19 protein-coding genes and 1 pseudogene are annotated in these 24,132 nt (G+C 35.6%); 3 read left to right on the top strand and 17 right to left on the bottom strand.

Going from position 1 to position 24,132, the window contains the following annotated elements; all coding sequences use genetic code 11:
• Positions 1–5: 5 nt before the first annotated feature.
• Together BN2665_RS21265 and BN2665_RS21260 are read left to right on the top strand one after the other, a co-directional pair.
• Positions 6–1,208 (top strand): exonuclease SbcCD subunit D, encoded by a 1,203-nt coding sequence (locus tag BN2665_RS21265; RefSeq protein ID WP_055669119.1) that lies wholly within the window; start codon positions 6–8, stop codon positions 1,206–1,208.
• Positions 1,209–4,346, top strand: a complete 3,138-nt coding sequence (locus BN2665_RS21260) for an AAA family ATPase (RefSeq protein ID WP_055669118.1) — start codon at positions 1,209–1,211, stop codon at positions 4,344–4,346. It begins immediately after the preceding gene.
• 44 nt (positions 4,347–4,390) lie between these two features.
• Here the strand turns inward: BN2665_RS21260 and BN2665_RS21255 are convergent, their stop codons facing one another.
• The 13 genes and pseudogenes from BN2665_RS21255 to BN2665_RS21200 form a co-directional block, all read right to left on the bottom strand.
• On the bottom strand, positions 4,391–5,032 hold the full coding sequence (locus tag BN2665_RS21255) for an undecaprenyl diphosphate synthase family protein (protein WP_055669117.1): 642 nt from the start codon (positions 5,030–5,032) through the stop codon (positions 4,391–4,393).
• Positions 5,033–5,120: 88 nt separating this feature from the next.
• Positions 5,121–6,911, bottom strand: coding sequence for a thioredoxin domain-containing protein (locus BN2665_RS21250; protein ID WP_055669116.1), 1,791 nt, complete (start codon positions 6,909–6,911; stop codon positions 5,121–5,123).
• 339 nt (positions 6,912–7,250) lie between these two features.
• A complete protein-coding gene (locus BN2665_RS21245; RefSeq protein WP_055669115.1) occupies positions 7,251–9,050 on the bottom strand; it encodes an FAD-dependent oxidoreductase in 1,800 nt (599 codons plus the stop codon).
• A 355-nt stretch (positions 9,051–9,405) separates the two neighbouring features.
• Positions 9,406–10,044 (bottom strand): TetR/AcrR family transcriptional regulator, encoded by a 639-nt coding sequence (locus tag BN2665_RS21240; protein ID WP_055669114.1) that lies wholly within the window; start codon positions 10,042–10,044, stop codon positions 9,406–9,408.
• 461 nt (positions 10,045–10,505) lie between these two features.
• Positions 10,506–10,634, bottom strand: a pseudogene (locus BN2665_RS27970) (DUF255 domain-containing protein); the annotation flags it as partial.
• 85 nt (positions 10,635–10,719) lie between these two features.
• Positions 10,720–11,277, bottom strand: a complete 558-nt coding sequence (locus tag BN2665_RS21235) for a recombinase zinc ribbon domain-containing protein (protein ID WP_055669113.1) — start codon at positions 11,275–11,277, stop codon at positions 10,720–10,722.
• A 93-nt stretch (positions 11,278–11,370) separates the two neighbouring features.
• A complete protein-coding gene (locus tag BN2665_RS21230; RefSeq protein WP_055669112.1) occupies positions 11,371–11,844 on the bottom strand; it encodes a recombinase family protein in 474 nt (157 codons plus the stop codon).
• 204 nt (positions 11,845–12,048) lie between these two features.
• The gene (locus BN2665_RS21225; protein ID WP_055669111.1) at positions 12,049–13,179 is read right to left on the bottom strand and encodes a glycerate kinase family protein; all 1,131 of its coding nucleotides are present in this window, start codon (positions 13,177–13,179) and stop codon (positions 12,049–12,051) included.
• A gap of 133 nt (positions 13,180–13,312) precedes the next feature.
• The gene (locus tag BN2665_RS21220; RefSeq protein ID WP_055669110.1) at positions 13,313–13,984 is read right to left on the bottom strand and encodes an NERD domain-containing protein; all 672 of its coding nucleotides are present in this window, start codon (positions 13,982–13,984) and stop codon (positions 13,313–13,315) included.
• 91 nt (positions 13,985–14,075) lie between these two features.
• Positions 14,076–14,960, bottom strand: a complete 885-nt coding sequence (locus BN2665_RS21215) for a class II fructose-bisphosphate aldolase (protein WP_055669109.1) — start codon at positions 14,958–14,960, stop codon at positions 14,076–14,078.
• 15 nt (positions 14,961–14,975) lie between these two features.
• Positions 14,976–16,067, bottom strand: a complete 1,092-nt coding sequence (locus BN2665_RS21210) for a PTS fructose transporter subunit IIC (protein WP_055669108.1) — start codon at positions 16,065–16,067, stop codon at positions 14,976–14,978.
• Complete coding sequence (locus BN2665_RS21205) at positions 16,067–16,375, bottom strand: PTS fructose transporter subunit IIB (RefSeq protein ID WP_055669107.1); 309 nt, start codon at positions 16,373–16,375, stop codon at positions 16,067–16,069. The genes BN2665_RS21210 and BN2665_RS21205 overlap by 1 nt, the downstream gene beginning before the upstream one ends.
• Positions 16,376–16,378: 3 nt before the next feature.
• Entirely contained in the window at positions 16,379–16,837 is a 459-nt protein-coding gene (locus BN2665_RS21200) for a PTS sugar transporter subunit IIA (RefSeq protein WP_055669106.1), read from the bottom strand.
• Between the two features lie 331 nt (positions 16,838–17,168).
• Here BN2665_RS21200 and BN2665_RS21195 point away from each other — a divergent pair, with 331 nt between their 5' ends.
• Positions 17,169–18,347, top strand: coding sequence for an iron-containing alcohol dehydrogenase (locus tag BN2665_RS21195; RefSeq protein ID WP_055669105.1), 1,179 nt, complete (start codon positions 17,169–17,171; stop codon positions 18,345–18,347).
• 59 nt (positions 18,348–18,406) lie between these two features.
• On the opposite strand, the gene BN2665_RS21190 is transcribed toward BN2665_RS21195, so the two are convergent.
• The 4 genes from BN2665_RS21190 to BN2665_RS21175 all read right to left on the bottom strand — a co-directional run bounded on the left by BN2665_RS21190 (position 18,407) and on the right by BN2665_RS21175 (position 24,131).
• Positions 18,407–20,362 (bottom strand): BglG family transcription antiterminator, encoded by a 1,956-nt coding sequence (locus BN2665_RS21190; RefSeq protein ID WP_055669104.1) that lies wholly within the window; start codon positions 20,360–20,362, stop codon positions 18,407–18,409.
• Between the two features lie 116 nt (positions 20,363–20,478).
• Entirely contained in the window at positions 20,479–21,666 is a 1,188-nt protein-coding gene (locus BN2665_RS21185) for a thiolase family protein (protein ID WP_055669103.1), read from the bottom strand.
• A 23-nt stretch (positions 21,667–21,689) separates the two neighbouring features.
• The gene (locus BN2665_RS21180; protein ID WP_055669102.1) at positions 21,690–22,535 is read right to left on the bottom strand and encodes a 3-hydroxyacyl-CoA dehydrogenase family protein; all 846 of its coding nucleotides are present in this window, start codon (positions 22,533–22,535) and stop codon (positions 21,690–21,692) included.
• A gap of 15 nt (positions 22,536–22,550) precedes the next feature.
• Entirely contained in the window at positions 22,551–24,131 is a 1,581-nt protein-coding gene (locus tag BN2665_RS21175; RefSeq protein ID WP_055669101.1) for an acyl CoA:acetate/3-ketoacid CoA transferase, read from the bottom strand.
• Position 24,132: the final 1 nt, after the last annotated feature.

Genomic DNA, 24,132 nt, shown 5'->3' with positions numbered 1-24,132 from the left:
GTTTTATGAAAATTATTCATACTGGAGATTGGCATATAGGAAAAATTGTAAATGAGTTCAGCATGATTGAGGATCAAAAATTTATCCTTGAAAAGCTTGTAGAACTACTAGAAGAAGAAAGGCCTGATGCCTTAATTATCGCCGGAGACTTATATGATAGAAGCATTCCCCCTGTGGAGGCTGTAGAACTTTTAGATAGTGTTTTTAATAAAATTCTGTTGGACTTAAATATACCTATTTTAGCCATAGCAGGAAATCACGACAGCGCTGAAAGGCTATCTTTTGGAAGCAAAATCTTAAATAGAAACGGCCTGCACATCGCAGGCAACTTTGATAAAGAAGTCAAAAAAGTCACCTTAGAGGATAGAAATACCATTGTCAATTTTTATCTACTTCCTTATAGCGATCCTAGAGAAGTAAAACATATTCTTCAGGATGAAGAGATATCCACTCATGATCTAGCTATGAAAAAAATAATAGATAAAATTAAAGAAACTTTAAAGGAAGAAGAAAAAAATATATTGGTAGCCCATGGTTATGTCAGCTTTATGAAAGAATTAGCACTGGAATCTATTAAGGAGGATCCTCATAAGTTAGGTGAACTTGAGACTTCAGACTCTGAAAGACCCTTAAGTATCGGAGGCACGGATTTAATCAGCGGTGAATATTTCAATTGCTTTAACTATACTGCTCTAGGACACTTACATAGTCCTCAAAAGGTTGGCAGTGATACTATAAGATACTCCGGCTCCCTTTTAAAGTACTCTTTTTCTGAAACTAAACATAAAAAAGGCGTAACCCTAGTTAATATAGATGAAAAGGGAGAAGTTACTGTAACCTTAAAGGAGTTAACTCCTAAAAGAGATATGCGTATTATAAAAGGCCCTTTAAATGAGCTTATAAACCCTGAAGTTTATAAAAGTACTAATACTGAAGACTATATCTACGCCGTACTTACAGATGAAGGGGAACTCATAGATCCTATTTCAAAGCTTAGAGCGGTTTATCCTAATATTATGGGACTTCATAAAGAAACCTCTCTAGAAAAAATAGAAAGCAAAACTTCTGCCTCCTTAGGTCATGAGAATAAATCAAAATTAGAGCTTTTTAAAGAATTCTATAATTCCATGTCAGGAAAGGAATTAACGGATGAAAAATTAGGCATAGTTAAAGAAGTAATTGAATCTGTAGAAAAAGAGGTGACCTAAATGAAGCCCTTAAAGTTAACTATGAGTGCCTTTGGTCCTTATGCTGAGGAAGAAACCATTGATTTTACACAGTTAAAGGATAAAAATATTTTTCTTATAACGGGCCCTACTGGAGCAGGTAAAACTACTATATTTGATGCTATAAGCTATGCTCTATTTGATGAAGCCTCTGGTTCTAGCAGGGACAAAGATAGTCTTAGAAGTGACTTTGCTTCTCAAGATACTCCAACCTTTATTAAATTAGAGTTTGAACTTAAGGGTAAAATCTATAGTATAATTAGATACCCTCAGCAGGAAAGAAAAAAATCTAGAGGTGAAGGAGTTTTACTTAAGAATGCTGAGGCAGAGCTAATTTTACCTGAGGGCTCTGTGGTTACAAAGGTTACATCTGTAAATGAAAAAATCAATGAGCTTTTAGGAATAAATAAAAATCAATTTAGACAGATAGTAATGCTTCCTCAGGGTGAATTTAGAAGACTATTAGAAGCTGATAGTTCAGAAAGAGAAATCATATTCAGAAGAATTTTTGGTACTCAAGCCTTTGAAAGCATTCAAAGAAAGCTAGAGGATAGAAAAAAAATATTATACAGAAAAATAAGTGAAACTAAAACTAAAAGAGATACTCATGTTAAGCATTTAGATGCTGGAGAAAATGAACTTTTATTATCTCTTATCAATGCGGAAAATCTAAATATAAATGAAATTAAGCACTACTCAAGAGAACACATTGAGCATGATGAAAAGCAGTTATTAGAACTAACAAAAAAGATTGAAAGCTTTAAGCTTGCACAGATAAGCCTTCAAAAGAGCATTATTGAAGGGGAAGAAATAAATAATAGACTTAAAGAAAGAGATTTAGCTCTTAAAGAATATGAAGAGCATTTCTCTAAGGAATCAGAGTATGAAAAGAAAAAAATGTTTTTATCCAAAGCTAGAAAGGCTCTAGAGGTTGAACTTATAGAAGCTTCTTTAAGAGATAGACAAAGCAGCCTTAGTTATTCCAAAAGAGGCTATGAAGAGGCCTTAAAACTTCTAGATAATATGGAAAAAGCCCTTGAATTATCTAAAGAAAATTTAAAGCTTCAGGAAGCTTCAGAGCCTAAACGAAAGCTATTGTCAAGCAAGATAGTAGAGCTAAAAACCTATGAGGCTAAAGTAAAAAAATATGCTGAAAGAAAAGATAATATTATAGCTTTAGAAAAATCCCTTAAAGATAAAGAAGTATATTTAAATAATCTAAGGAAAACCCTAGAGGGAGATAAACTAAAATTAGAGAAAATAAATATGAATTTCTTGGAGGCCCAAAAGTCTAGTGTAGAAAAAGAGAAATTAGATAAACTAAAGGTGGAAAAGGAATTAATCCTTGAGGAGCTTAAAAGGCTATATAAGCACACTCAAGAGTATATAAATAATCTATCTAAATATAATAGTGAAAAAAAGGTCTTTGAAGAATTTGATATAAAGTATAAGGATGCAAAAAACCACTATGAAATTATGGAGGATAATTTTAGAAGAGGTCAAGCTGGTCTTTTAGCTCAGAATTTAAAGGAAGGCTGTCCTTGTCCTGTATGCGGGTCTAAGGAACACCCTAAGGTAGCAGAACTAATCCAAGGAGTACCCACTGAGGAAGTATTAAAAGCTGCTAAAATTCAATATGAAAAGTTAAAAGACCGCAGAGATGAAATGCTTCAAAGCCTATCAGATCTTAATGGCATTATAACTAAAAGTAAAAGCATTATTGAAGATGAAAAGAGTAAGCTTGCACCTATTCTTGGAGAAGCAATAGAAAATTTACCTGAAATACAATGGCTTAATCCTATAGCTTCCTTGGGGCAACAGCTTCGCTCAGAACTTAATTTAATTCTAGAACAGCATTCTAAATTGACAAGTATGCTAGAAAAAATGCCATTTCTTGAAGAAAGTTTAAAAGAACTAAATTTAGGTGTAAAGCACAAGGAAGAAGCCATCAAGAACCTTGAAAGTGAATACACAGAACTTTATGGTAATGTAAAAAGTGAAAATGAGTTAATTCTAAGCATTGAACTAGAGATTCCTGAAGAAATAAGATGCTTAAATAACCTTTTACATAAAATAGAAGAGCTTCAACAAAGCCTAGAAGCCTTAGAGAAATCCTATAACCAAGCTTCAGATAACTATAATAATGCCAATAAGGACTTTGTAGCTTCTCTTACAAATAAAGAAGTTAAGCTAAGAAACTGTGAAGAGGCTAAGAAGGCGGTGCTCCATTGGCAGCAACAGTTAAGCAATAAAATTGAAGCTTCAGGCTTTAAAGATTATTTAGAGTATACCTCTTTTAAATTAAGTGAAGAGGAAATAATGAATTTAGAAAAAAATATTTCTGAATATTATCAACGCCTTAAAATCCTAGAAGATAGAAAATTAAAAGCTATTAATGAATCAGAAGAGTTAAAACCCGTAGCCTTAGAGGAACTTAATGAAAAACTTAAAGAAGCTAAGTATGAAGAACAGCAGCTTTCAATAAAGGAAAAAAATATATTTTCTAGAATAAATAATAATAATAAATCCCTAAAAGAAATAGAACAAATCTCTTCCTTAATAGAAGAAGATGAAGCAGAATACAGCGTTATAGGTGATTTGTCTTCCATAACTAATGGAGATAATCCTGAGAGGATTACCTTTGAAAGGTACGTACTGGCCGCCTACTTTGATGAAATTATAAGCGCAGCCAATTTAAGATTAAATAAGATGGCTGGCGGAAGATTTGTATTAACCAGAAAATCAGAAAAAGGCAAAGGAAGAAAGCAAGAGGGCCTTGAGCTAGAGGTCTTTGATAACTATACAGGAAAATCAAGACATGTTAAAACCCTTTCCGGTGGTGAAAGCTTCAAAGCCTCTCTAGCTTTAGCTCTAGGCTTAGCGGATGTAGTTCAGGCTTATGCTGGTGGAATAAACCTTGATACCATGTTTGTAGATGAAGGCTTTGGCACATTAGATCCTGAATCCTTGGACAATGCTATTGAAACTCTTATAGATTTGCAAAATGGTGGCAGGTTAGTAGGTATAATTTCCCACGTTCCAGAATTAAAGGAAAGAATAGCTGTTAGATTAGAAATAAGTCCTGCTAAAGAAGGCAGTAAAGCAAAATTTATCATTTAAAATAAGAGGGTTTCATTTAATGCGAAACCCTCTATTTTAAAGTATTACCCACCTAAGGTTATATCCTGTTCATTATACCATTTTAAAGCTTCATAAAAATGTTCTTTTTTAAAGTCAGGCCAATAATCATCAACTACATAAAAATCTGCATAGATAGATTGAACTGGTAAAAAACCGCTGAGCCTTCGTCTTCCACCCCAGCGAATTATCAAATCTACTCTAGAAATATCGTTAGATTTAATATAGCTAGTAATATTCTTTTTTGATGTATCAGCACTTTTTAAATTATTTAAATCCCACTCCCAACCATAATTAACAAGAAAATTTACCTTTATCCCTCCACTACCAAAGTCCTTTCTTGTGGTATAAGGGAGGAGTTCCTGTGGAAACATTGGAGAGTCAGCATTTCCAATGACTAGTAATGATGCATCTTCTTTAGAAAGCATTCTTACTGCATTTATACAAGCCTCTGTAAAAGCCTTTCTTTGCTCTGCTGGCCTTTTAGTATTATCTGTGGTAAAACCATAGTAAGTTACTTCCTTTACTCCTGCCTGTTGACAAAGTCTAAACATCAGCACCCCTGGATCTAATCCTTGGAAATATCCCTTATCCTTTGTCATCCCCTTCGATAATGCCCATCTTCTATTTCCGTCCGGTATAATTCCAATATGATTTGGTACTCTCATAATTGTCACCTCATAGTTTTTTAATCTACTATAGGTTTAATTATTAACATAAATCTAAAATCTAATCATAGAACAAGCTTTATATTTATTAGAAATTACTATAAAGCAAATATGCAATTAAAAACATAGAATGAGCTGTAGGTGCCTGCTGGGCTTCAGACCCAAACAAGCTAAAACACTGCTCAGCATATTTTTTAAGCCCTTCTTCCCTACTTAAATGCCATAATCTTAAAAGATTATAGGTAGCTACAGAATTACCACTAGGTATGGCACCGTCATAAATTTCTTTTGGTCTTAATATAAGCTTCTCTGCATCTTCACCATATAAATAGAATCCACCCTTTTCTTTATCTCCAAAAAGCCTAAGCATCTCTCTGTTTAACTCTAAAGCTTTATCAAGATAAGGTTTTTGAGAAGTTACTTCATAAATCTCTAGTAATCCCCAAACTAAAAACGCATAATCCTCTAAAAAACCTTTGTTAGCTACCTCAGCTTCTCTAAATCTGCTATATAATCTGCCGCTCTCTTCTATCATATTTGAGAGTATAAAGTCTACAGCTTTTTGGGCAGCCTCTAAATATTTTGCTTCATTTAAAAGCCTTCCTGCCTTAGCTAAAGCGGCTATCATAAGCCCATTCCAAGAAACCAGTATTTTATCATCCTTATGAGGATGCACCCTTAAATTTCTTTTCTGTAACAGCTTATCTCTCAATGTTTCAAATTTCTCTTCTTCCTTTTTAGAAATTTCTATAGACTTCCCTATTAAATTAGGTATGCTCTTACCCTCGAAATTTCCTCTGTTTGTGATTCCATATCTATCACAAAATTCTTTCGCTGCCTCTCCCTCTAGTGCCTCAAAGATTTCCATAGGTGTCCATACATAATATTTACCCTCTACACCTTCGCTATCCGCATCTTCTCCACAATAAAAGCCCCCTTCTTCAGAGGTCAGCTCTCTAGATACATAGTCAAATATATTTTCTACAATAGTTTTATAGATTTCTTTTTTAGTTACCTCATAAGCCTCTGTATAAGCTAAAGCCAAGAGGGCATTATCATAAAGCATCTTTTCAAAATGAGGCACTAACCATTTCTCATCTACGGAATACCTAGAAAAACCATAGCCTATGTGATCAAAGATTCCACCTCTATACATACTGTCTAAGGTATGTTCTACTATATCTAATATTTCTTTATCTTTATTTATTTTATAAGCTTTCATAAGAAAAATTAAATTGTGAGGGGTTGGAAACTTAGGTGCATGGTTAAAACCTCCATATACCTTATCATAATTTTGCTTTAAATCCTCTACAGCCTGTTCTATAATGTCTTCACTCAAATTTTTAGAACCCTCTATAATTGACTTTTCCTGTAATTCTGCTGTAAAAGATTCGCTAAAACTTATAACTTTTTCTCTTTCCATATGCCACATTTGCACTACCTGATTTAATAGTTCTATAATCCCGGTAATATTATATTTTCTCTCTTTAGGAATATAAGTTCCTGCAAAAAAGGGTTTCCCTTCTGGAGTCATAATAATAGTGAGAGGCCAACCTCCGCTTCCAGTATAAGCCTGGCAAAAGCTCATGTAAATACTATCGATATCGGGCCTTTCTTCCCTATCCACCTTAATAGAAATAAAATTAGTCTTTAATACTAGGGCTACTTCTTCATCCTCAAAGGACTCATGTGCCATGACATGACACCAATGACAGGTACTATAGCCGATAGATAAAAATATTGGTTTATCTTCTTTTTTAGCTTTTTCAAAAGCTTCTTCATTCCAAGGATACCAATCAACCGGATTGTATGCGTGCTGTAAAAGATAAGGACTCTTTTCAGTAACTAAGTGATTGGGTACTCTATTTGAGTTAGTCATCTTATGACCCTCCTTCATAAGTATAATGATTTAGTATACCCCAAAAATAAAGTAGGGAAACTATTTACATAGCTTCCCCCTTATCAAACCGTTAAATTTGTTATAATTTTTATGTTGTTTATTAAGTTTTAGCATAACTAAATTATACAACACTTGCAGGTCCTAAGGGCCTGCATTTTATATTTTTAGGCAAAAAAGGCTGCTTACACAGCTAACTATTTTGTTAGTTGTGCAACAGCCTCAACCTGTTTTTACTTATCCTTGATCAAGCATAAATTTTACCCTCATACTCGATTAAGTGAGTAACAAGAATCAAACATAAAACAGAGCTACTTATGCTTATTTTGCATTTTCCAATGCAGTCTTTACAGCAGCGATTATACCTTTGCTTGTATTGCTTGCACCGGATACGATATCGACATCCGGGGAATTTGCATTTACCATGTCATTTGGAATTTTCTCGATTGCAGGATCGCTGATACCGGAGGTTTCCTTACTGCTTAGGATCTTCACGCTGGCAATCACATGGTCCTTTATGGTTACTTCAACCTTTACCGCGTCATTCATACCCTTGCTTTCACCTAAGTATACCCCGTCTTTATATACAGTATCAGCTTTTTTTACTTTTGCACTGCTGTCTTGGTTTACTACTTTTGTGCCTTGCTGACCCCCTGTATATTTACTTTGTACCCCCTTTGAAGCAGTGTCAGCAGCAATCTTTCCAGAATAAACGCCTGTTGCGATTACTGTACCTGTAGCTGGATACTCATTGTTTACAAAATTTCCTATGATCAGCTCACCTGTTGCATACAGGTTTGGTATTGGTTCATTCTTAGAATTCAATACTTCTGTATTTTCATTGACCTTGAGACCTTTTATTGTACCTATCAGTGTAGGCCTAACATCTACGGCATAGAAAGGCGCCTTTAAGAGAGGAGTCATTACAGCATTCTTTATACCGAATTCTCCGTCCTCCCCCTTAGTCTTTGCAGCATTATATTTTTTAACAGTTGTTGTAAGATTATTTACATCAACATTCAGAGCCTTTGCAAGCTCTTCAATGGAGTCAGCCTTAACGCTCAGACCTTCCTTATGGGCTTTTTCCAGACTTGTAACCATAGCTTGATTTGTGGAATCAAAAAGTCCATATGCCAGCTTGTCTTGAATCTTGTTTAGCTCCTTATGAACCTCGGCATAATATCTCTTTTCATTAACAAATCTATTACCATCTTTATTTATATAAAAAGCCGTTTGTCTAACCAAACTTCCTATATCTCCAACATATCCATAATCTTCATTCATTCCCCAGATTCCAAGCACACCGTCGCCAACCAGCTGGGCGTCTGCTTTCTGAGCCATGGTAATTCCATCTCCAGTGCTTCCGATTCCACTGAAGCGAACGTTGTCAATAAATTCTTTATTGTACTTGGACATCATATCTTCACTTCTTACAAAACCCCCAGTTGCAAGAATCGTTTTCTGGGCAAGGATGTTAAAACTCTTTCCATTATTTTCTGCTACAACCCCATTAACTTGTCCATCTTTAATCAGCAGATCTGTTGCCTTTGTATTCAGTAAGATTTCTACGTTGTTCTTCAGCAATAACTCCTTAAACTTGCTTATCAAAGCTGGCCCCTCGCCTTCCACGGTCAAGCATAGAAGCTCTGGATAGTTTGGTGTGCCTGGAACAAGATTTTCTTTGCTAAAAGGCACTCCCAGTTCTATCAGATGATCTATGGTTTTTCCAGATACATCAATCATCCTTTGCATCAAAGGCTGGTTAAAATGCTCTGCCCCTGCTTTTTCTTTATAGTAATTTAAAAGTTCCTCACCCCTCAAGCCTTTTCCTGTTCTCTTGTTAATAGAGGAGTCTACCGACCATAAATATCCCTTGGCACGGATAGTAGTTCCTCCTAAGGCTGGCATTTTTTCCAGCAAAACAACCTTACCCTTTGAGCTTAGCTCCAGAGCGCTCATTAATCCGGCTACGCCGCCCCCTACTACTACATAATCTGCATTAATATCTGTGCTGTCTTGAGTAGTGTTTCCAGTACTTTTGTTCCTACATCCTGACAGCATCATTAGCAGTATAATTAGACTTAAAGATAGAGCCATAATTTTTCTTAAGCTTTTCAACATATTTTCCTCCAATAATTTGTTCTAGAACGCGTTCTGTTTTATTGTAAGTCAAAAATTTAACATAGTCAATATCATGAGAAAAAAAAGAGCCAAGCGAACTCGTTAAGCTAAAGGAGGATGTGAAAAACATAGGTGTTCTTTTTCACGGGCCGCTCGTGGGGCGCCACGCGCGGTGTAGGGAAACATATAGAACACCTTTTTTCACATCCTCCTAAAGGTGACCATCAAGACTTCAGATGGGGACTTATGCATCACCTAAGGCAAAAAGTGGAAAGGGGTTGTTGCAAAATGCATAAAACAACCCCTCTTAGAAATTATCAATATTTTAGCTCTCTGTCTGTTCCTATAAAATATACTAATATCCGAATTCCTCAAAGTACTTTGGTGTCATCAGGCTGTGCAGGGTGCGCTTTATTAGTTTTGTGCCCTCTTGCCTTAAATCGAAGCTTCCCTCACCCAGGCACCAGTCAAAAATGATACCCTTCATGATTACACCCAAGTCAAAGCCTACCTGAAGAGAAACAACCTCCTCCTTGATGTAGCCCTTTTTCTTGCCCAAATCCAGCATTTTGACAGCCTCATGGAGACCAGGCTTTTGGGCCAACTCTTCCTCCCTGCGAATGTTTCTCAGATATACCCCCTTATTTTTCGTTGTATAGAAATTTGATAGAAAGGCTACACCGTTTTGCAGGCAAAAGGATAAATAGATGTCATAAATTTTAACAATATTCTCTACAATATCTTCGGTGTATTCCACCTGACAATTGGCGTAGAACTCCCTATATCCATACACAATATAGTAGGATAACAATTCATCCTTGTTCTGAAAGTGGTGATAAAAGGTTCCTGCAGAAACCTCCGCTTCCTTACAGATATTCCTCATAGTAACGTACTCATATTCATAATCCCTTAGCAACTTAACAGCAGCCTGGTAGATCCTGTTTTTAACTTCTTGGGACTTTACTTGCTGAGGGGTAAGCTCTCTTTTCTTCATCTTAATCTATGCTCCGTTTCTATCCGTTTATTCAACAGCTTATTGCAAGCAGTACATGTATAAATTGTTTACTAAAAATAGTACTTTTGTCAAGGATATTTATCCGAATACACATCCTCTAACAATTGATGTAATTCATCAAAATGGTTATACAGTCGATTGGACAAATTATTTTTTATGTGAATTCTATACTGACAAACGATTCGAAGAACCCAAAAAAACGGTCAAAAAGTATTAATACTTGATTTTTATATTCCGTGTATTAAGAATTCCTAAGGTGAAAAAATTTTATGTTTAGAATGTCTAATTTATAGTTATATTAACTGAAACAGTAAAGGTTCTGTATTTATGAATACGGGACTTTTTCTTTTGGGATTTTTATTGATATAGAACAATAACAATATAGTTATAGTAACCAGGTTGCCATCAATGACATGTACGTAAAATAAACCAATTCAGCCATAGCCAATAGATAGGAAAATAGGCTTATCTTCAGCTTTTGCTTTATCGAACGCTTCTTGAGACCAAGGATACCAGTTCACTGGATTGTAAGCGTGCTGTAATAGATATGGAGATTTTTCGTCTATAATCTATTGGCTGTTCTGTTGGCTTTCATGGGCATCACCTCCTCGATAATTCTCTTACATGATTTTTATTTTTTAACACACTATACGCCTAAAGAAAATTCACGTGTACTTGGATATTATCCCCAGTTCTTATATAATCTATTCTGTCTATAATGGTTTTTAGAAACTGATTTTTTAATTGCGGAGAATCTGCTGTCTTCCATAATCTGCGGAACTCTTGAATGTTATAGAGCCTTTTCTGATTTGTAGCTTGTTCTCTTTTTAGTAACCTTTCTTGTAATTCTTCAATTTCTTTTTTAATCTTATTCATACTTTCTTCTCTAATTTTTTTCCTTTGTAAATATTTATCTTTTGTGATTTCTCCGTCTTCTCGCATTTCAATAAGATTATCTAAAGCCTTTTCATTTTTCTGCAAATCTTTTTGCTTTTGCGTCAGGGCTGATTTTATCAACTCCGTTTCATTTTCAGATACATCTGTGGAACTATTCATTATTTCATTCTCATACTTCTCAAGCTCATTAAAAATGGCTTGAACGATCACGTCTGTACGAATTCCAGGATTATCACACTTATTTCCTATTGGATCATGATGCTGACATTTTTTAATATATTCAATATGATTCTTTCCGTTATATGTAATTCCCATTCGATATCTGCACTTACCTTAATAGACCAATCCACTCAAAACGAAAGCTCCACGTCTAGCCGCCTTGGGAATTATTTTTATTTTTGCTAATAACTACATAATTTTTGCGTGTTCTTCTGTTGTTTTAATCTGTTGATGTTTTCCATCTACTATAATCCAATCTTTTTCATCAAATATCTTAAAAGGTTTTGTCTTTCTATTTTTATGTCCAGAACCTTTTTGTTTTGCAAATACAATTTTCCCCAAATGCGTCTGATCTTTTAGTATACGGTAAACAGCATTATTTGACCAATAGCTATCTCCTGGAGACTTAATATCTAATTTATTTAGCTCCCACGCAATGCGGTTTGCAGGTATTCCAGATAGCGCCATGTCTATAATTTCCCTGTATACTTTATATTTTTCAGGATCTACCTCTAATTGTTGTGTTTCACTATTGTAGATATATGGATATGGAGGTTTAACATTCGTCCATTTGCCTTCTTTTGCTCCAAGAATTTTTCCTCGACGAAGACGCTTACTTATTTGTTTATATTCCAACCTTGCAAAAATTTTTTTTACATCCAACTGAAATTCATCATTTTCATTTTCCTAATCATAAATTTTTTCTGGTGTTATAATAAATACTTCATTCTCTCATAAGCCCCTTTAAAATAGTTTACAATAAAAAAAGACCATGTAAAACAGAATCAGTTAAAAACGGTGCTTTGCACGTTTTTTTAAACTGTCTATTTTATAGGGTCTATTTTATTCAACGCTGCTATTTTCTCTTTATGGCAGCAGCCGAAATACCTGTTCTACCGTATCCATCATATTTTCCTTAGCTTGTTCGGGACTCATAGCTTCTCCTAGCGTTGTTACTCCTCGTACAATAGGAAAAAAAGCATCGATTCCAGCAAAATTACATTCCTTAGCTTCTTTCGTAACACTTCCTGCAAAAGCAAGAACCTTTTTATGATATTTTTTGGCTAACTTTGCCACGCCGACTGGTGCTTTACCCATAGCTGTCTGAAAATCCAGACGTCCTTCACCAGTAATAACATAGTCTGAATCCATAATCTCTTTTTCTATTTCAATTTTTTTCAAGATGAGCTCAATACCAGGTATTAATTGTGCATCCAGATACTCCAAGAATCCGAATCCAAGGCCTCCTGCGGCTCCGGCACCCTTTGCATCATCGCATTTCTTTCCTGTAAATTCATTTGAAATCTTGGCATAATTTTTCATACCTTCATCTAAATTCACCTTCATCTCATCTGTAACACCTTTTTGAGGCCCGAATATATAAGTGGCTCCATTAATACCATGCAGCGGATTATTAACATCACATGCTACCTGGAAATGACAGTTTTTTAATTCTTTCATCACATGATTATCTGAGATACGTACAATTTTCCCCAAGGCTTGTCCTCCTTGACCAACCATCTTTCCGTCCTTATCCATAAACTCGTATCCCAGCGCTATAAGCATACCAATACCTCCATCATTCGTAGCACTACCACCAATCCCTATAACAAAGTCTCTACAACCTTTTAAAACCGCATGCTTTATCATTTCTCCCAGCCCATAAGTAGTTGCCAGCATGGGATTTTTTTCAGACTCTAAAACTAATGTGATACCTGCCGCTGAAGCCATTTCCATTATTGCAGTTTTTGTTTGAGGAAGATAACCGTAATAAGTGTCAACTGGTTTTCCCATAGGGCCGGTTACTGACAGACTAACTTTTTTTCCGCCAAGCCCTTCCAATAGCGCATCAGTAGTTCCCTCTCCACCGTCAGCAAGCGGCTTAACTATTATTTCTGCTTCGGGCTTTACTCTCAAGATACCTTCTTTAATTGCATTACCTGCCTCCATCGAAGACAGGCTTCCCTTTAGGGAATCAATTGCTACTATAACTTTCATAATTCTCCTCCAATCGCAGAAGCAAATTAAAGTTACACCGTGATCTCATCTAACTGTTCAGATATATTGACTGCAATGTGATTTAATATTATCTTCAAATCTGCTTCTAGATTTCTGATTATTTAGTGATATTTTATTTTTCTTCTAGTTTTAGAGAGTTCTCTGCCACCATTTCCCATAATGCATCAATCTCCCAATCATTCAACGCCTTTTCTTTGGATTGATGAATATTCCGCAGAGTATCCCTAAGTTGTGAGTATTTAACGACTAATGTTCCAATCATTTCCTTACTTTCTATTTTCAGAATGCACTGATCAGGAAATACCGCAATTTTATATACCGGAGTTTTCAACTTAGTTATTTTTTCCTGAACCTTTTTGTTAAACAGTTCTATTTCCACAATAGGATTGTTCATTTTCCTTATTACTTTTTTCTCAGGATGCTTTTTATTAATAGCCACTAGACTTTGCCAAGTTCCTATTCTTTTTCCATATACTTCTCCTGGAGCATTGCTTATTTTCAAACAATACATTCCACTGGACAAAATTACGATAATATAAGGCTGGAGTGACTTTTGTCCATTATTAGAAAACAATTGAAACAACACTCTATGTTTCCCAAAATCCTCTTCAAAAACAGTACTTTCTGATAACTTTCTGATTTTATTTTTCTTAACATAGTATTCTAAATAGCTAGAATAGATGAGTTTATGAATACTTCTACTATATTTAAACCAACCATAAATCAGTTTGAACAAAAATACAATTGTTGCAGTTAAGCTTAATCCTAATATAATTTCATCCATATTTTGCTCTCCTAATTTCATTTGCAAAAGGGATGAAGAAGATCTAAATCCTTTTTCATCCCTTAAATTTTAATTAAATTTTAATTAAATTTTAATCAAATTCCGGTCCGTTACTTTTTTCAAAGGTATAACGTCCACTAGAACCAATCAGTCTCATATATCGCTTTATAAATTTCTTCATGGCTTCCTGTGCTGCTATGTTTACATCCATATAATCAATATTCGGATTAGCCGCTATAGCATCTGCCATAGATTGTCTTGCATATTTGAATAAATCTGTACAAACATTGATTTTGTTAATACCATATGCAACTACTTTTTTGATGTTTTCATCACCTGCTCCTGAACCACCGTGAAGCGCCAATGGCATCTCTAATGCTTCTTTTAATAAACGTAAACGTTCAAAGTCTAAAGTAGGTATAAATCCTTTCGAATAACTGCCATGGGCAGTGCCTATTGCAACTGCTAAACAGTCGCAATGAGTTCTTTGAACAAATTCACATGCCTGTCCAACATTGGTATATAAATCTGCTTTTATATTGTCCTGCTGATTTGCTAGGCCTACATGACCAAGCTCAGCCTCACAAGATAATCCTTTAGAATGTGCTAATGAAGCTACTATACTAGTTCTTTTAATATTTTCTTCAAATTCATATCCGGAAGCATCAATCATCACACTTGAAAAACCGCATTGAATTGCATATGCAATATCTTCATAATTAGCGCCATGATCCAGGTTAAATGCAACAGGAACCTGTACCTTTTCTGCCATATTTCTAATCATAGGTGCTAAAATCTCAGGATGACCATGAGCTTTCATCTGCCTTGGCGAAATGTTTATGATTACAGCAGAATGCTCCTCCGACGCTGACTGTATAATTGCCTTTGCCTGCTCCATATTTACACAATTTATCGCCATTACTGCATAGTTATTTTCATGTGCATGCCAAAGCATTTCTTTCATTGATACATACATTTTGATTCCTCCTTATTAAAAAGTCAACCCAGAAGCCTCATTTTCATCATCAACATATCCTTCTGGTAAAGGCTTTCTTAAAATAGCGTACAATACTCCGGTTATACATGCTCCTAACAGCCAGTATCCTACAAATAATAACGGGTTAGATGTCATTGCAATTACAAATATTCCACCATGTATAGCAGGAGATTGTAATGCTGAAACCATACTTAATCCCCCTGCAATTGCTCCACCTGTCATACATGAAAAACAAACTCTTATAGGATCCTTAAGAAGGAATGGAATAACACCTTCTTGTACATAAACGCTAGATAGTATAACTAAAGATTTTGCCTGTTCTCTTTCACCATCACTAAATTTCTTCTTACCGCCAAGGAAGGTAGCAAATGCAATACCTAATGGAGCCGTCATACCTGCACACATCTTAGCCGATGTCGGAACTAATAAACCGCTTGCATTCAAACCGTTTACAAATAGTGCTGCCGTCTTATTTATAGGACCACCATGATCTGCACAAATCATAGCTCCGATTACAGCTCCGAATAAGAATTTGGAACTACCGTTTAAGGATGTTAACATTGACGTTAATGCTTTCATAAATGCAGAGATTGGTACTCCCAAAATATAATACATAATTAGTCCTGCAACTAAAGTAACTAAAGTAGGTATAACAAGAATTGGCATGACACCTGAAATTGCTTTAGGAACTTTAATCCTTTTTACTCCCAATACTAAATATCCTACTAGGATACCACCAACCAAACCACCAACAAATCCGGTATTTAGAGTGTTTGCAATCGCTCCCATAGCAAGACCGGGTGCGATACCAGGTTTATCTGCCATCGCATATGCTATGAATGCTGCTATTGAAGGTACTACAAAGGTCATCATGGATTGGCCAATTAACATAATTACTTTTGCTAATGTATCGATTTGTTTCATATGATTTCCGATATCATATCCGCCAAGCATTTTAGCAATAGCTTGTAAAACACCTGCACCGACAATTACAGGAATCATATAAGAAATACCTGTCATAATGGAATCTTTTAAAAATATAAGTTGATTTTTATTGCCTTTATTCTTTCTTTTAATATCTGCCATTATTCAATCGCCTCCATCAATTCGTCTATAATAGCCTTTGCATTCTTTACCGCTTCACTTACACTTATCCTTAGTGTAGGGATAGGCTCAAATCGCTCATTATTCTTTATTCTTATATCACTTGCTATAATGCAACCATCTGCCCTCTTGATATCCTCTTTAGTGATCTCATTTTCAATTCCTTGGGCACCTTGGGTCTCTACTTTAACTTCTAAACCTCTCGCTTTTGCAGCTTTCTCAAGGTTAGCTGCTGCCATATAGGTATGAGCGATACCTACTGGACAACTTGTTACACATACAATATACATACTTTAACACCCTCCTTTAAATAATCTTCTTATTTCTTCAATGGACTTTGCATGTGTCAGTGTATTTAGAAAATCCTCATCCATTAAATTCTTTGCAAGCTGGGATAATATTCTTAAATGAACATTATCCTCCGTATCTGGTGCTGCAAGCATAATAACATAGTTTACCGGCTTGCCGTCAAGTGAATCCCACTCAATACTATTTTTAAGCTTCACCAGTGCAAAACCTGCCTCTCTTACTGCGTCATTTTTGCAGTGTGGAATTGCAACACCATTGCCAATACCTGTTGTGCATTCCTTTTCTCTTTGGAAAACACCTTCGATGTATCGTTCCATATCAATGACTTTACCTGCTTCATACATAAATACTCCAATACTTTTAATCACTTCATCTTTAGTGTTTCCAGGCAAATCAAACTTTACCAGCTTCTCATCTAATAATTCATTCAAATCTACATTCACTCGCTGTCCCTCCTTACTGTTTCTTGTTTTGAGTATATCAACATATTGCACTAACAACAATTAAATTAATTGCACTATATTGATGCATATTAAATAACAATAGGTATATTTATTGTGGTTTTTGTATATTTTATATGACTATTCCCCGATATTGGTAGCGTTTTCATTGTTTCTACTGTTCAATCGTCAAGAATTTCAACTTTTTATTGCATTTCTACATTTTTTCGCACTAGATTAGTGTAATCATTTAACTATTCTAAATTTATATTTTTTTCTTATAATAAAGAGGAAAAAAGAATTTAGAATTACTCATTAAAAGGAGGAATATGTAATGATTAATTTCGAGTTTTATAATCCAACTAAAGTAATCTTCGGAAAGGGCACAGAAAGCCAAGTAGGCAAAGAAATCTCTTCCAGAGGTTATAAAAAAGTATTAATTCATTTCGGCGGCACATATTTGTATGAAAATGGTGTGCTGGATCGTGTTCATAAAAGTTTAGAAGATTGCAATATTGACTATATTGACTTAGGGGGAGTAGTTCCCAATCCACATATGTCGCTGGTAAAAGAAGGCGTTGAACTTTGTAAAAAAGAAGGTGTTGATTTTATTTTAGCAATTGGCGGCGGAAGTCCTATAGATTCCGCAAAAGCAATTGCATACGGACTTGTAAATGATTTTGATTTAGTTGACTTATATATGGGAAGAGTTACTACAGATAAGATTGCCCCTTTAGGATGCATTTCTACCATTGCTGCTACCGGTTCTGAAACCAGTAATTCATCCGTTATTACAATTGAAGAAGGCATGCTAAAACGTTCTTACAATCATGACTGTTCAAGACCAAAGTTTGCAATAATGAATCCTGAATTAACCTATACCCTCCCTGCATATCAAACGGCAAGCGGTGCATCTGATATTATGATGCATACCATGGAACGTTATTTTACAAATACAGAACATGTAGAATTGATTGACCGTATAGCTGAGGGTTTGCTAGTATCTGTTCGTGAAGCAGCTTTAAAAGTAATAAAAGAACCTACAAACTATGACGCGAGAGCTGATTTAATGTGGGCAGGAAGCTTGTCACACAATGGTCTTACAGGAACAGGGCGCGTATCCGATTTTGCTTCTCACAAAATAGAGCATGAAATGGGAGGTATGTTTGATGTAGCTCACGGTGCAGGACTTTGTGCTATTTGGGGCAGCTGGGCCCGTTATGTATACAAAACAAATGTGGCACGATTTGCACAATTTGCTAATAGAGTATTTGATGTACCTATGAATTTATATGACTTAGAAGAAACAGCATTAAAAGGAATTGAGGCATGGGAGGATTGGTGCCATAAGATTGGAATGCCGACCTCAATGACAGAACTCGGTATTACCCCAACAGATGCTCATATTGAAGAAATGGCCGAAAAATGCGTTGCTACCGGAAATGGACATGTAGGTTTCTTTCAACCACTGTATAAAGAAGATGTAATAAAGATTTACAACATGGCAAAATAAATTTAAGCTTTAACAAAAGGTTCTTGGGTAATCCAAGAACCTTTTGTTTGTATAAGTTTTTATTTCAATTGTATATTACTTAATTTGTCTGCGCCAAGTATCTTCGCAATTGCTTCCGTATCTTTTGTAATTTCAGCAAGTTCACTAAAAACACTTTTAAATAAATTCTGTGCCCTTGCATCCAAAGAAAGCATGAGCACAATCTGCACTTTTTCATTTCCCCACATTATTGGTTTCTTTAAAGTCATCAACCCAATTCCCTTTTTTAAAACATGGCCTTCAAATGCATGGGGAACAGCAAAATAATCACCTACTGATGTTGGCGCCAGTTGTTCTCTCTTAAATGCTGACTCAATATATCCTTTATCTACATATTTTTCATGAAGTAAGCGATTACCCATTAGGCTTATCACTTCTTCCCTAGATTTACAATCACATTTAAAAATGGATATTTTTTCATTCATTAAACCAAACAGATTTGGATATTTTCCTTTACTCTCCATTACTGCACTGATTTTATCCGGATTCAGCCTTTTCTCAATAGCCATGACATCATTTTCAGTAAGCATTGGAGAAACACTGATTACATCAATTCCTTCTAATATCAAAGGAACGGTGGATATTACAAAATCCTGATTTCCAGGCTTAATTTCTGTTTTTGCTCGCACAATAGGCAGAATTTTACTTATAGTAATACTAGGAAACATTCGTGTTAGACGCGCTTCAATAAATTGGGAAGTTCCCAGTCCGCTGCCGCATACCACTACGACCGTAGGATTGCACATGCCCTTTTGTGCTTTTTCACGTTCTAAGCTTGCTCCTAGATACATTGCAATATCACAGATTTCGTTCTCACCCAGTTCTATATTAAACCTTTCACTTATGAGCCTTGCCATATAAGAAGCAACTTCTACCTCATAGACCAATTCTTCTTTCACCATGTGTTTCATACAATTTTCCAAACGTATTTGATGACGCAAACGGTTAAACATAGCATTCAAATGCATAAAAAGGGCGCATTTGAGCATATTATCGCTCATTAGCTTTTCACGATAAACATCCCCAGTTTCTTTTAAAATGTCTTCAAATATTTTTAAATTGGTATCATCCAATTCATCAGTATTTCTTAGATTTCCTTCAATCATTGAAACTTCTTTTTGCATATTTACACCCAGTAAATTCATCATCAGGTACGAACGGTCTCCATCAGAAAGCTTTATTTCGAATTCCTCCTCTAATCGTCCGGAAATATACTGAGTAATATTCCATTCATTTTTTGTATCACATTCATTTAGTTCTTCATAAATAGTACAGGTTTTACCTTTTTGTATTCTCTTTACAATAATAGCAAGTTGAATGACTAGTTCAGAATAAGAAGTATCAGCTAAAATAAATTCCAGTTTTTTCTCAGCCTCTTGGATGATATTATTGATTATTTCTAAACTTATTTCTTCAAAGAATGGCTGTAGTTTGCTTACAATATAGTTCCCTTGATTAGAAACCAGTTTACGTATAACATACGCTCTAGCAATACGAAGCTGTACTTCTTCTCCTATGACACGCATACCGTATTTTACTCTTTTTTCTAATACCAACCCCATCTGTTTAAATGCAGTAGTTAACTCATTAATACTGTTTACAATAGCACCCTTGCTCACAAATATGGACTCTCCAATGGATTCCATGGATATATAATCATCTGCATCCAAAAGCCTTAATGCTACATAATATTTTCTGGTTTCCGGTGAAATAAAGGAGAAATTATCTCCATTCATCAGTAGATTATCCAAGTATTGTCTTCCTTTTTCGTCAAAAGTGATCCAGATCCCTTGTCCAGTTTTCGTATTAATGATGCAGCCAGTCTCTTCTTGTTCTAGCTCTCCAGTAATGCGTTTAATATCTGTTTTTATTGTACGCGGACTTACATGAAGTATACTAGCCAACTCATTGGTTGTAAATTTTCTCTTTTTACTGTATAGTAATACTAAAATCTTTCTTTCACGCGCCAATAACATTGTTTCACCTCTTTCGAAGAATTAACCATTTAAAACAGAACAATTATATTAATTATATAATAAAAGCTACTTCTAGTGAAGAAGTAGCTTTATACTGAAAAGGATATTGCTTGCATTTATGCCTTAGTAAAATACATAGAGATTCCCTGTCCTCCACCAATGCACATACTAATCATCACGTCTTTTTTATCTGTTTTCTGTAATTCATACAAAGCTTTTACAGTAAGTATAACTCCTGTGGCGCCAATGGGGTGACCAATAGAAATACCCCCCCCATAAATATTTACTTTTTCAGGCTCCAAGCCCAGATCTCTTCTTACAGCAAATGTTTGACTAGCAAATGCTTCATTAATCTCAAACATATCAATTTCTTTTAGATTTAATCCCAGCTTATTTGCTAACTTCTCACTGGATAACTTTGGAGCATATCCCATAACTGCACCATCGTTACCTGCCACTGCATATCCCTTAATTACCAATAATGGTTTTATTCCTAATGCGTCTGCCTTTTCCCTTGACATAACCACCACTGCTGCTGCTGCATCATTTAAGCTTGAGGAATTTCCCGCTGTAACTGTGCCATCTTTTACAAAACATGGCTTTAATCTTTGTAACTTTTCAATAGTAAGACCTTCTCTTGGTCCTTCATCAGTGTCAAAGATTGTAACATTCCCTTTTTTATCTTTTATTTCAACAGGAACAATTTCATCCTTGAACTTTCCTGCTTTAACAGCTTCTACTGCCCTTCTATGACTTTCCAGTGCAAAAGCATCCTGTTCTTCACGTGTAACATTATATTTTTCTGCAACATTTTCTGCTGTTACACCATTATGATATGGTCCAAGGGGCCATGTCAAGATGTCAATAACACCATCTTCAAATAATTTATGTCCCATTCTTGCGCCCCATCTTGCATCTTTCACATAATACGGAAGCTGAGAAAGATTTTCTGTACCTGCTGCTACTACTACATCAGCAAATCCAGTCTGAATCTCCATAACCGCATCTGCAATTGACTGTAACCCGGAACCACATTGCCTGTTTACTGAATACGCTGTAGTTTCAAAAGGAAGTCCTGCCTTTAAACTTACTGCCCTTGCTACGAAACCACACTCAGCGATTTGACCTACCTGACCTACAATCACTTCATCAACAACGTCTGGTTTAATTCCTGCTCTTTTTACTGCTTCTTTTACTACTAATGCGCCCAAATCAATTGCAGCTACATCCTTTAGACTACCTCCAAAGGAAGCTACTGGTGTTCTTGCACCACTTACAATAACTACTTCTTTAAACTGCGACATTTTATTTTCCCCCATTCTTTAAATTAATATTTATAGAATCCTTGTCCTGACTTTCTTCCTAAATACCCTGCCTTTACCATGTTTTCAAGAATCGGGCATGGTCTGTATTTACTGTCATGAAAACCGTTATAAAGTCCGGTCATGGTAGCAAGCATAACATCAATACCAACAAAATCACACAGCTCTAAAGGTCCCATTGGATTATTTGCACCTAATTTCATGGCTTTGTCTACATCTTCTGGTTTGCATCCTTCCATTACAAGGAAAGTCGCTTCATTCATCATAGGTACAAGAATTCTATTTACTATAAATCCAGGAAGTTCAGGGCAATCTACAACTTCTTTTTTAATATCAATTGCAAATTCTCTGACTTTATCATAAGTCGCATCTGAAGTAGCAATTCCTCTAATTAGCTCAACTAATTTCATAACCGGTGCCGGATAAAAGAAATGAGCTCCCATAACCTTATCAGGTCGTTTCGTAGCAGCTGCCATCTCAGAAATACTAAGTCCTGATGTATTTGATACAATAATAGTATCCGGGTCTACCATAGCATCTATCTTAGCAAAAATATCTTTTTTAATGTCTATTTTTTCCGGAACGGCTTCAATGACAATTTCTATTCCCTTTAAAGCTTCAAAATTACTGCTATAACTCAAATTTCCAATAATTTCTGCTTTTTCTTCTACAGTCATACTACCTTTTGCAATCTTCTTATCAAATAATTTTTCAACGTTGCTTTTTGCTTTTTCCAATGCTGGTTCAAACAAATCAATATTTACTACTTCATAACCGGCCTGTGCACATGTTTGTGCAATTCCCCCGCCCATTAATCCTGCACCAATAACTGCCACCTTAAATTTTTTCATTTTTATCATCCTTTCCTACTTATTCATTTTATTTTTTAATCCAAATACACCATCTCTGATAAACAAATCTGCATCCATTGTTTTCAGGCTCGGGCTAACAATTGGTTTAAAATCCATCATATCAAGCACCTGTGTCTGTAAATCAATCCCCGGTGCTATTTCTGTTAACATTACTCCCTCTTCAGTCAGTTCAAAAACGGCTCTCTCAGTAACAACAATAACTTCCTGCTTTTTTTCCCTTGCCATAGGACCATTAAAAGAAATCTGTGCAACCTCAGACACCATTTTTCGTATTTTCCCTTCCTGCAGAATGCTGAGCTTTCCATCTTTAAATTCATATTTAGCTCCACCTGTTGTAAATGTACCGCAAAATACAACTTTCTTCGCATTTTGAGTAATGTCAATGAATCCCCCGGCTCCTGTGCATCTAGGTCCCATCTTAGTGGAATTTACATTACCTTGTCCATCTAATTCGCCCATGCCCATATAAGTAATATCAACACCAGCACCGTTATAATAATCCATCTGCTCATGATGTCCAATCATTGCACATAGGTTTTGTCCAATACCAAAGTCAATTCCTCCTGCCTGAACTCCGCCATATATTCCTGATTCTACGGTAATCATAATGTCATCTGATATTCCTTCTTCATTGCATATCTTTCCGACCATATCATTAGGAATACCTGTGCCAAGATTAATTACAGCTCCCGGATATATTTCTAAGGTCCCTCTTCTTGCTATAAATTTTCTTTCGTTGAATGGGGCCGGTTCAATATTATTTTGAGGAACTCTAAGCTGCCCACTGTAAGAAGGATCATAAAACCAAGAAGAAGTTTGTCTGTGATCAACTTCCGGATTTTCGCACACCACAATAGCATCAATAAATACTCCTGGAACCGTCACTTCTTTAGGGTTGAGAGTTCCATTTGCTGCAACTCTTTTCACTTGTGCAATTACTTTTCCGCCATATCGTTTTGTAGCTAAAACCGCAGGAAGTACTTCGAGCTTCATGGCTTCCTCCGTAGTTGTAAGATTTCCCATCTCATCACAAGCTGTCCCTCGAATCAGACAGATATCAATAGGAATTTCTCTGTAAAACATATATTCTTCATTCCTATAATTAATAATGTCCACAATATTTTCCAAACTTTTAGTGCGGTCATTCATTTTACCGCCTTCATATCTTGGATCAATGAAAGTGCCAAGACCTACTTTTGACATTTTACCAGGCAATCCACATGCCATACTTCTGTATAACTGGGCGATTTGTCCCTGAGGAAGACAATAGGCTTCCACCTGACTGTTTGCAATCATCTCCATCCATTTTGGCTGCAATCCCCAGTGAGAGCCAATAATACGTTTCACCATTCCTTCATGAGCCAGATGCTGAATACCATCTTTTCTATCACTTTGGCCGCAAGAATGAAGAAGAGTCAAATTATTTGGATGACCTGTTTCAAGGAAACTTTTTTCTAACTCTTTTAATATAGATTCACAAGCGCTTACCAATGTCATTGCAATAGGACATACAGTTTTACCGTCTTCCACCATTGCAGAAGCTTCTTTAGCAGTAACAAAATTAGCTTTTAACATA

Source organism: Desnuesiella massiliensis, from assembly GCF_001403615.1.
Classification (GTDB): Bacteria; Bacillota; Clostridia; order Clostridiales; family Clostridiaceae; genus Desnuesiella; species Desnuesiella massiliensis.
The sequence above is the reverse complement of the archived record's forward strand: the minus strand, read 5'-3'. Positions and strand labels throughout refer to the sequence as shown.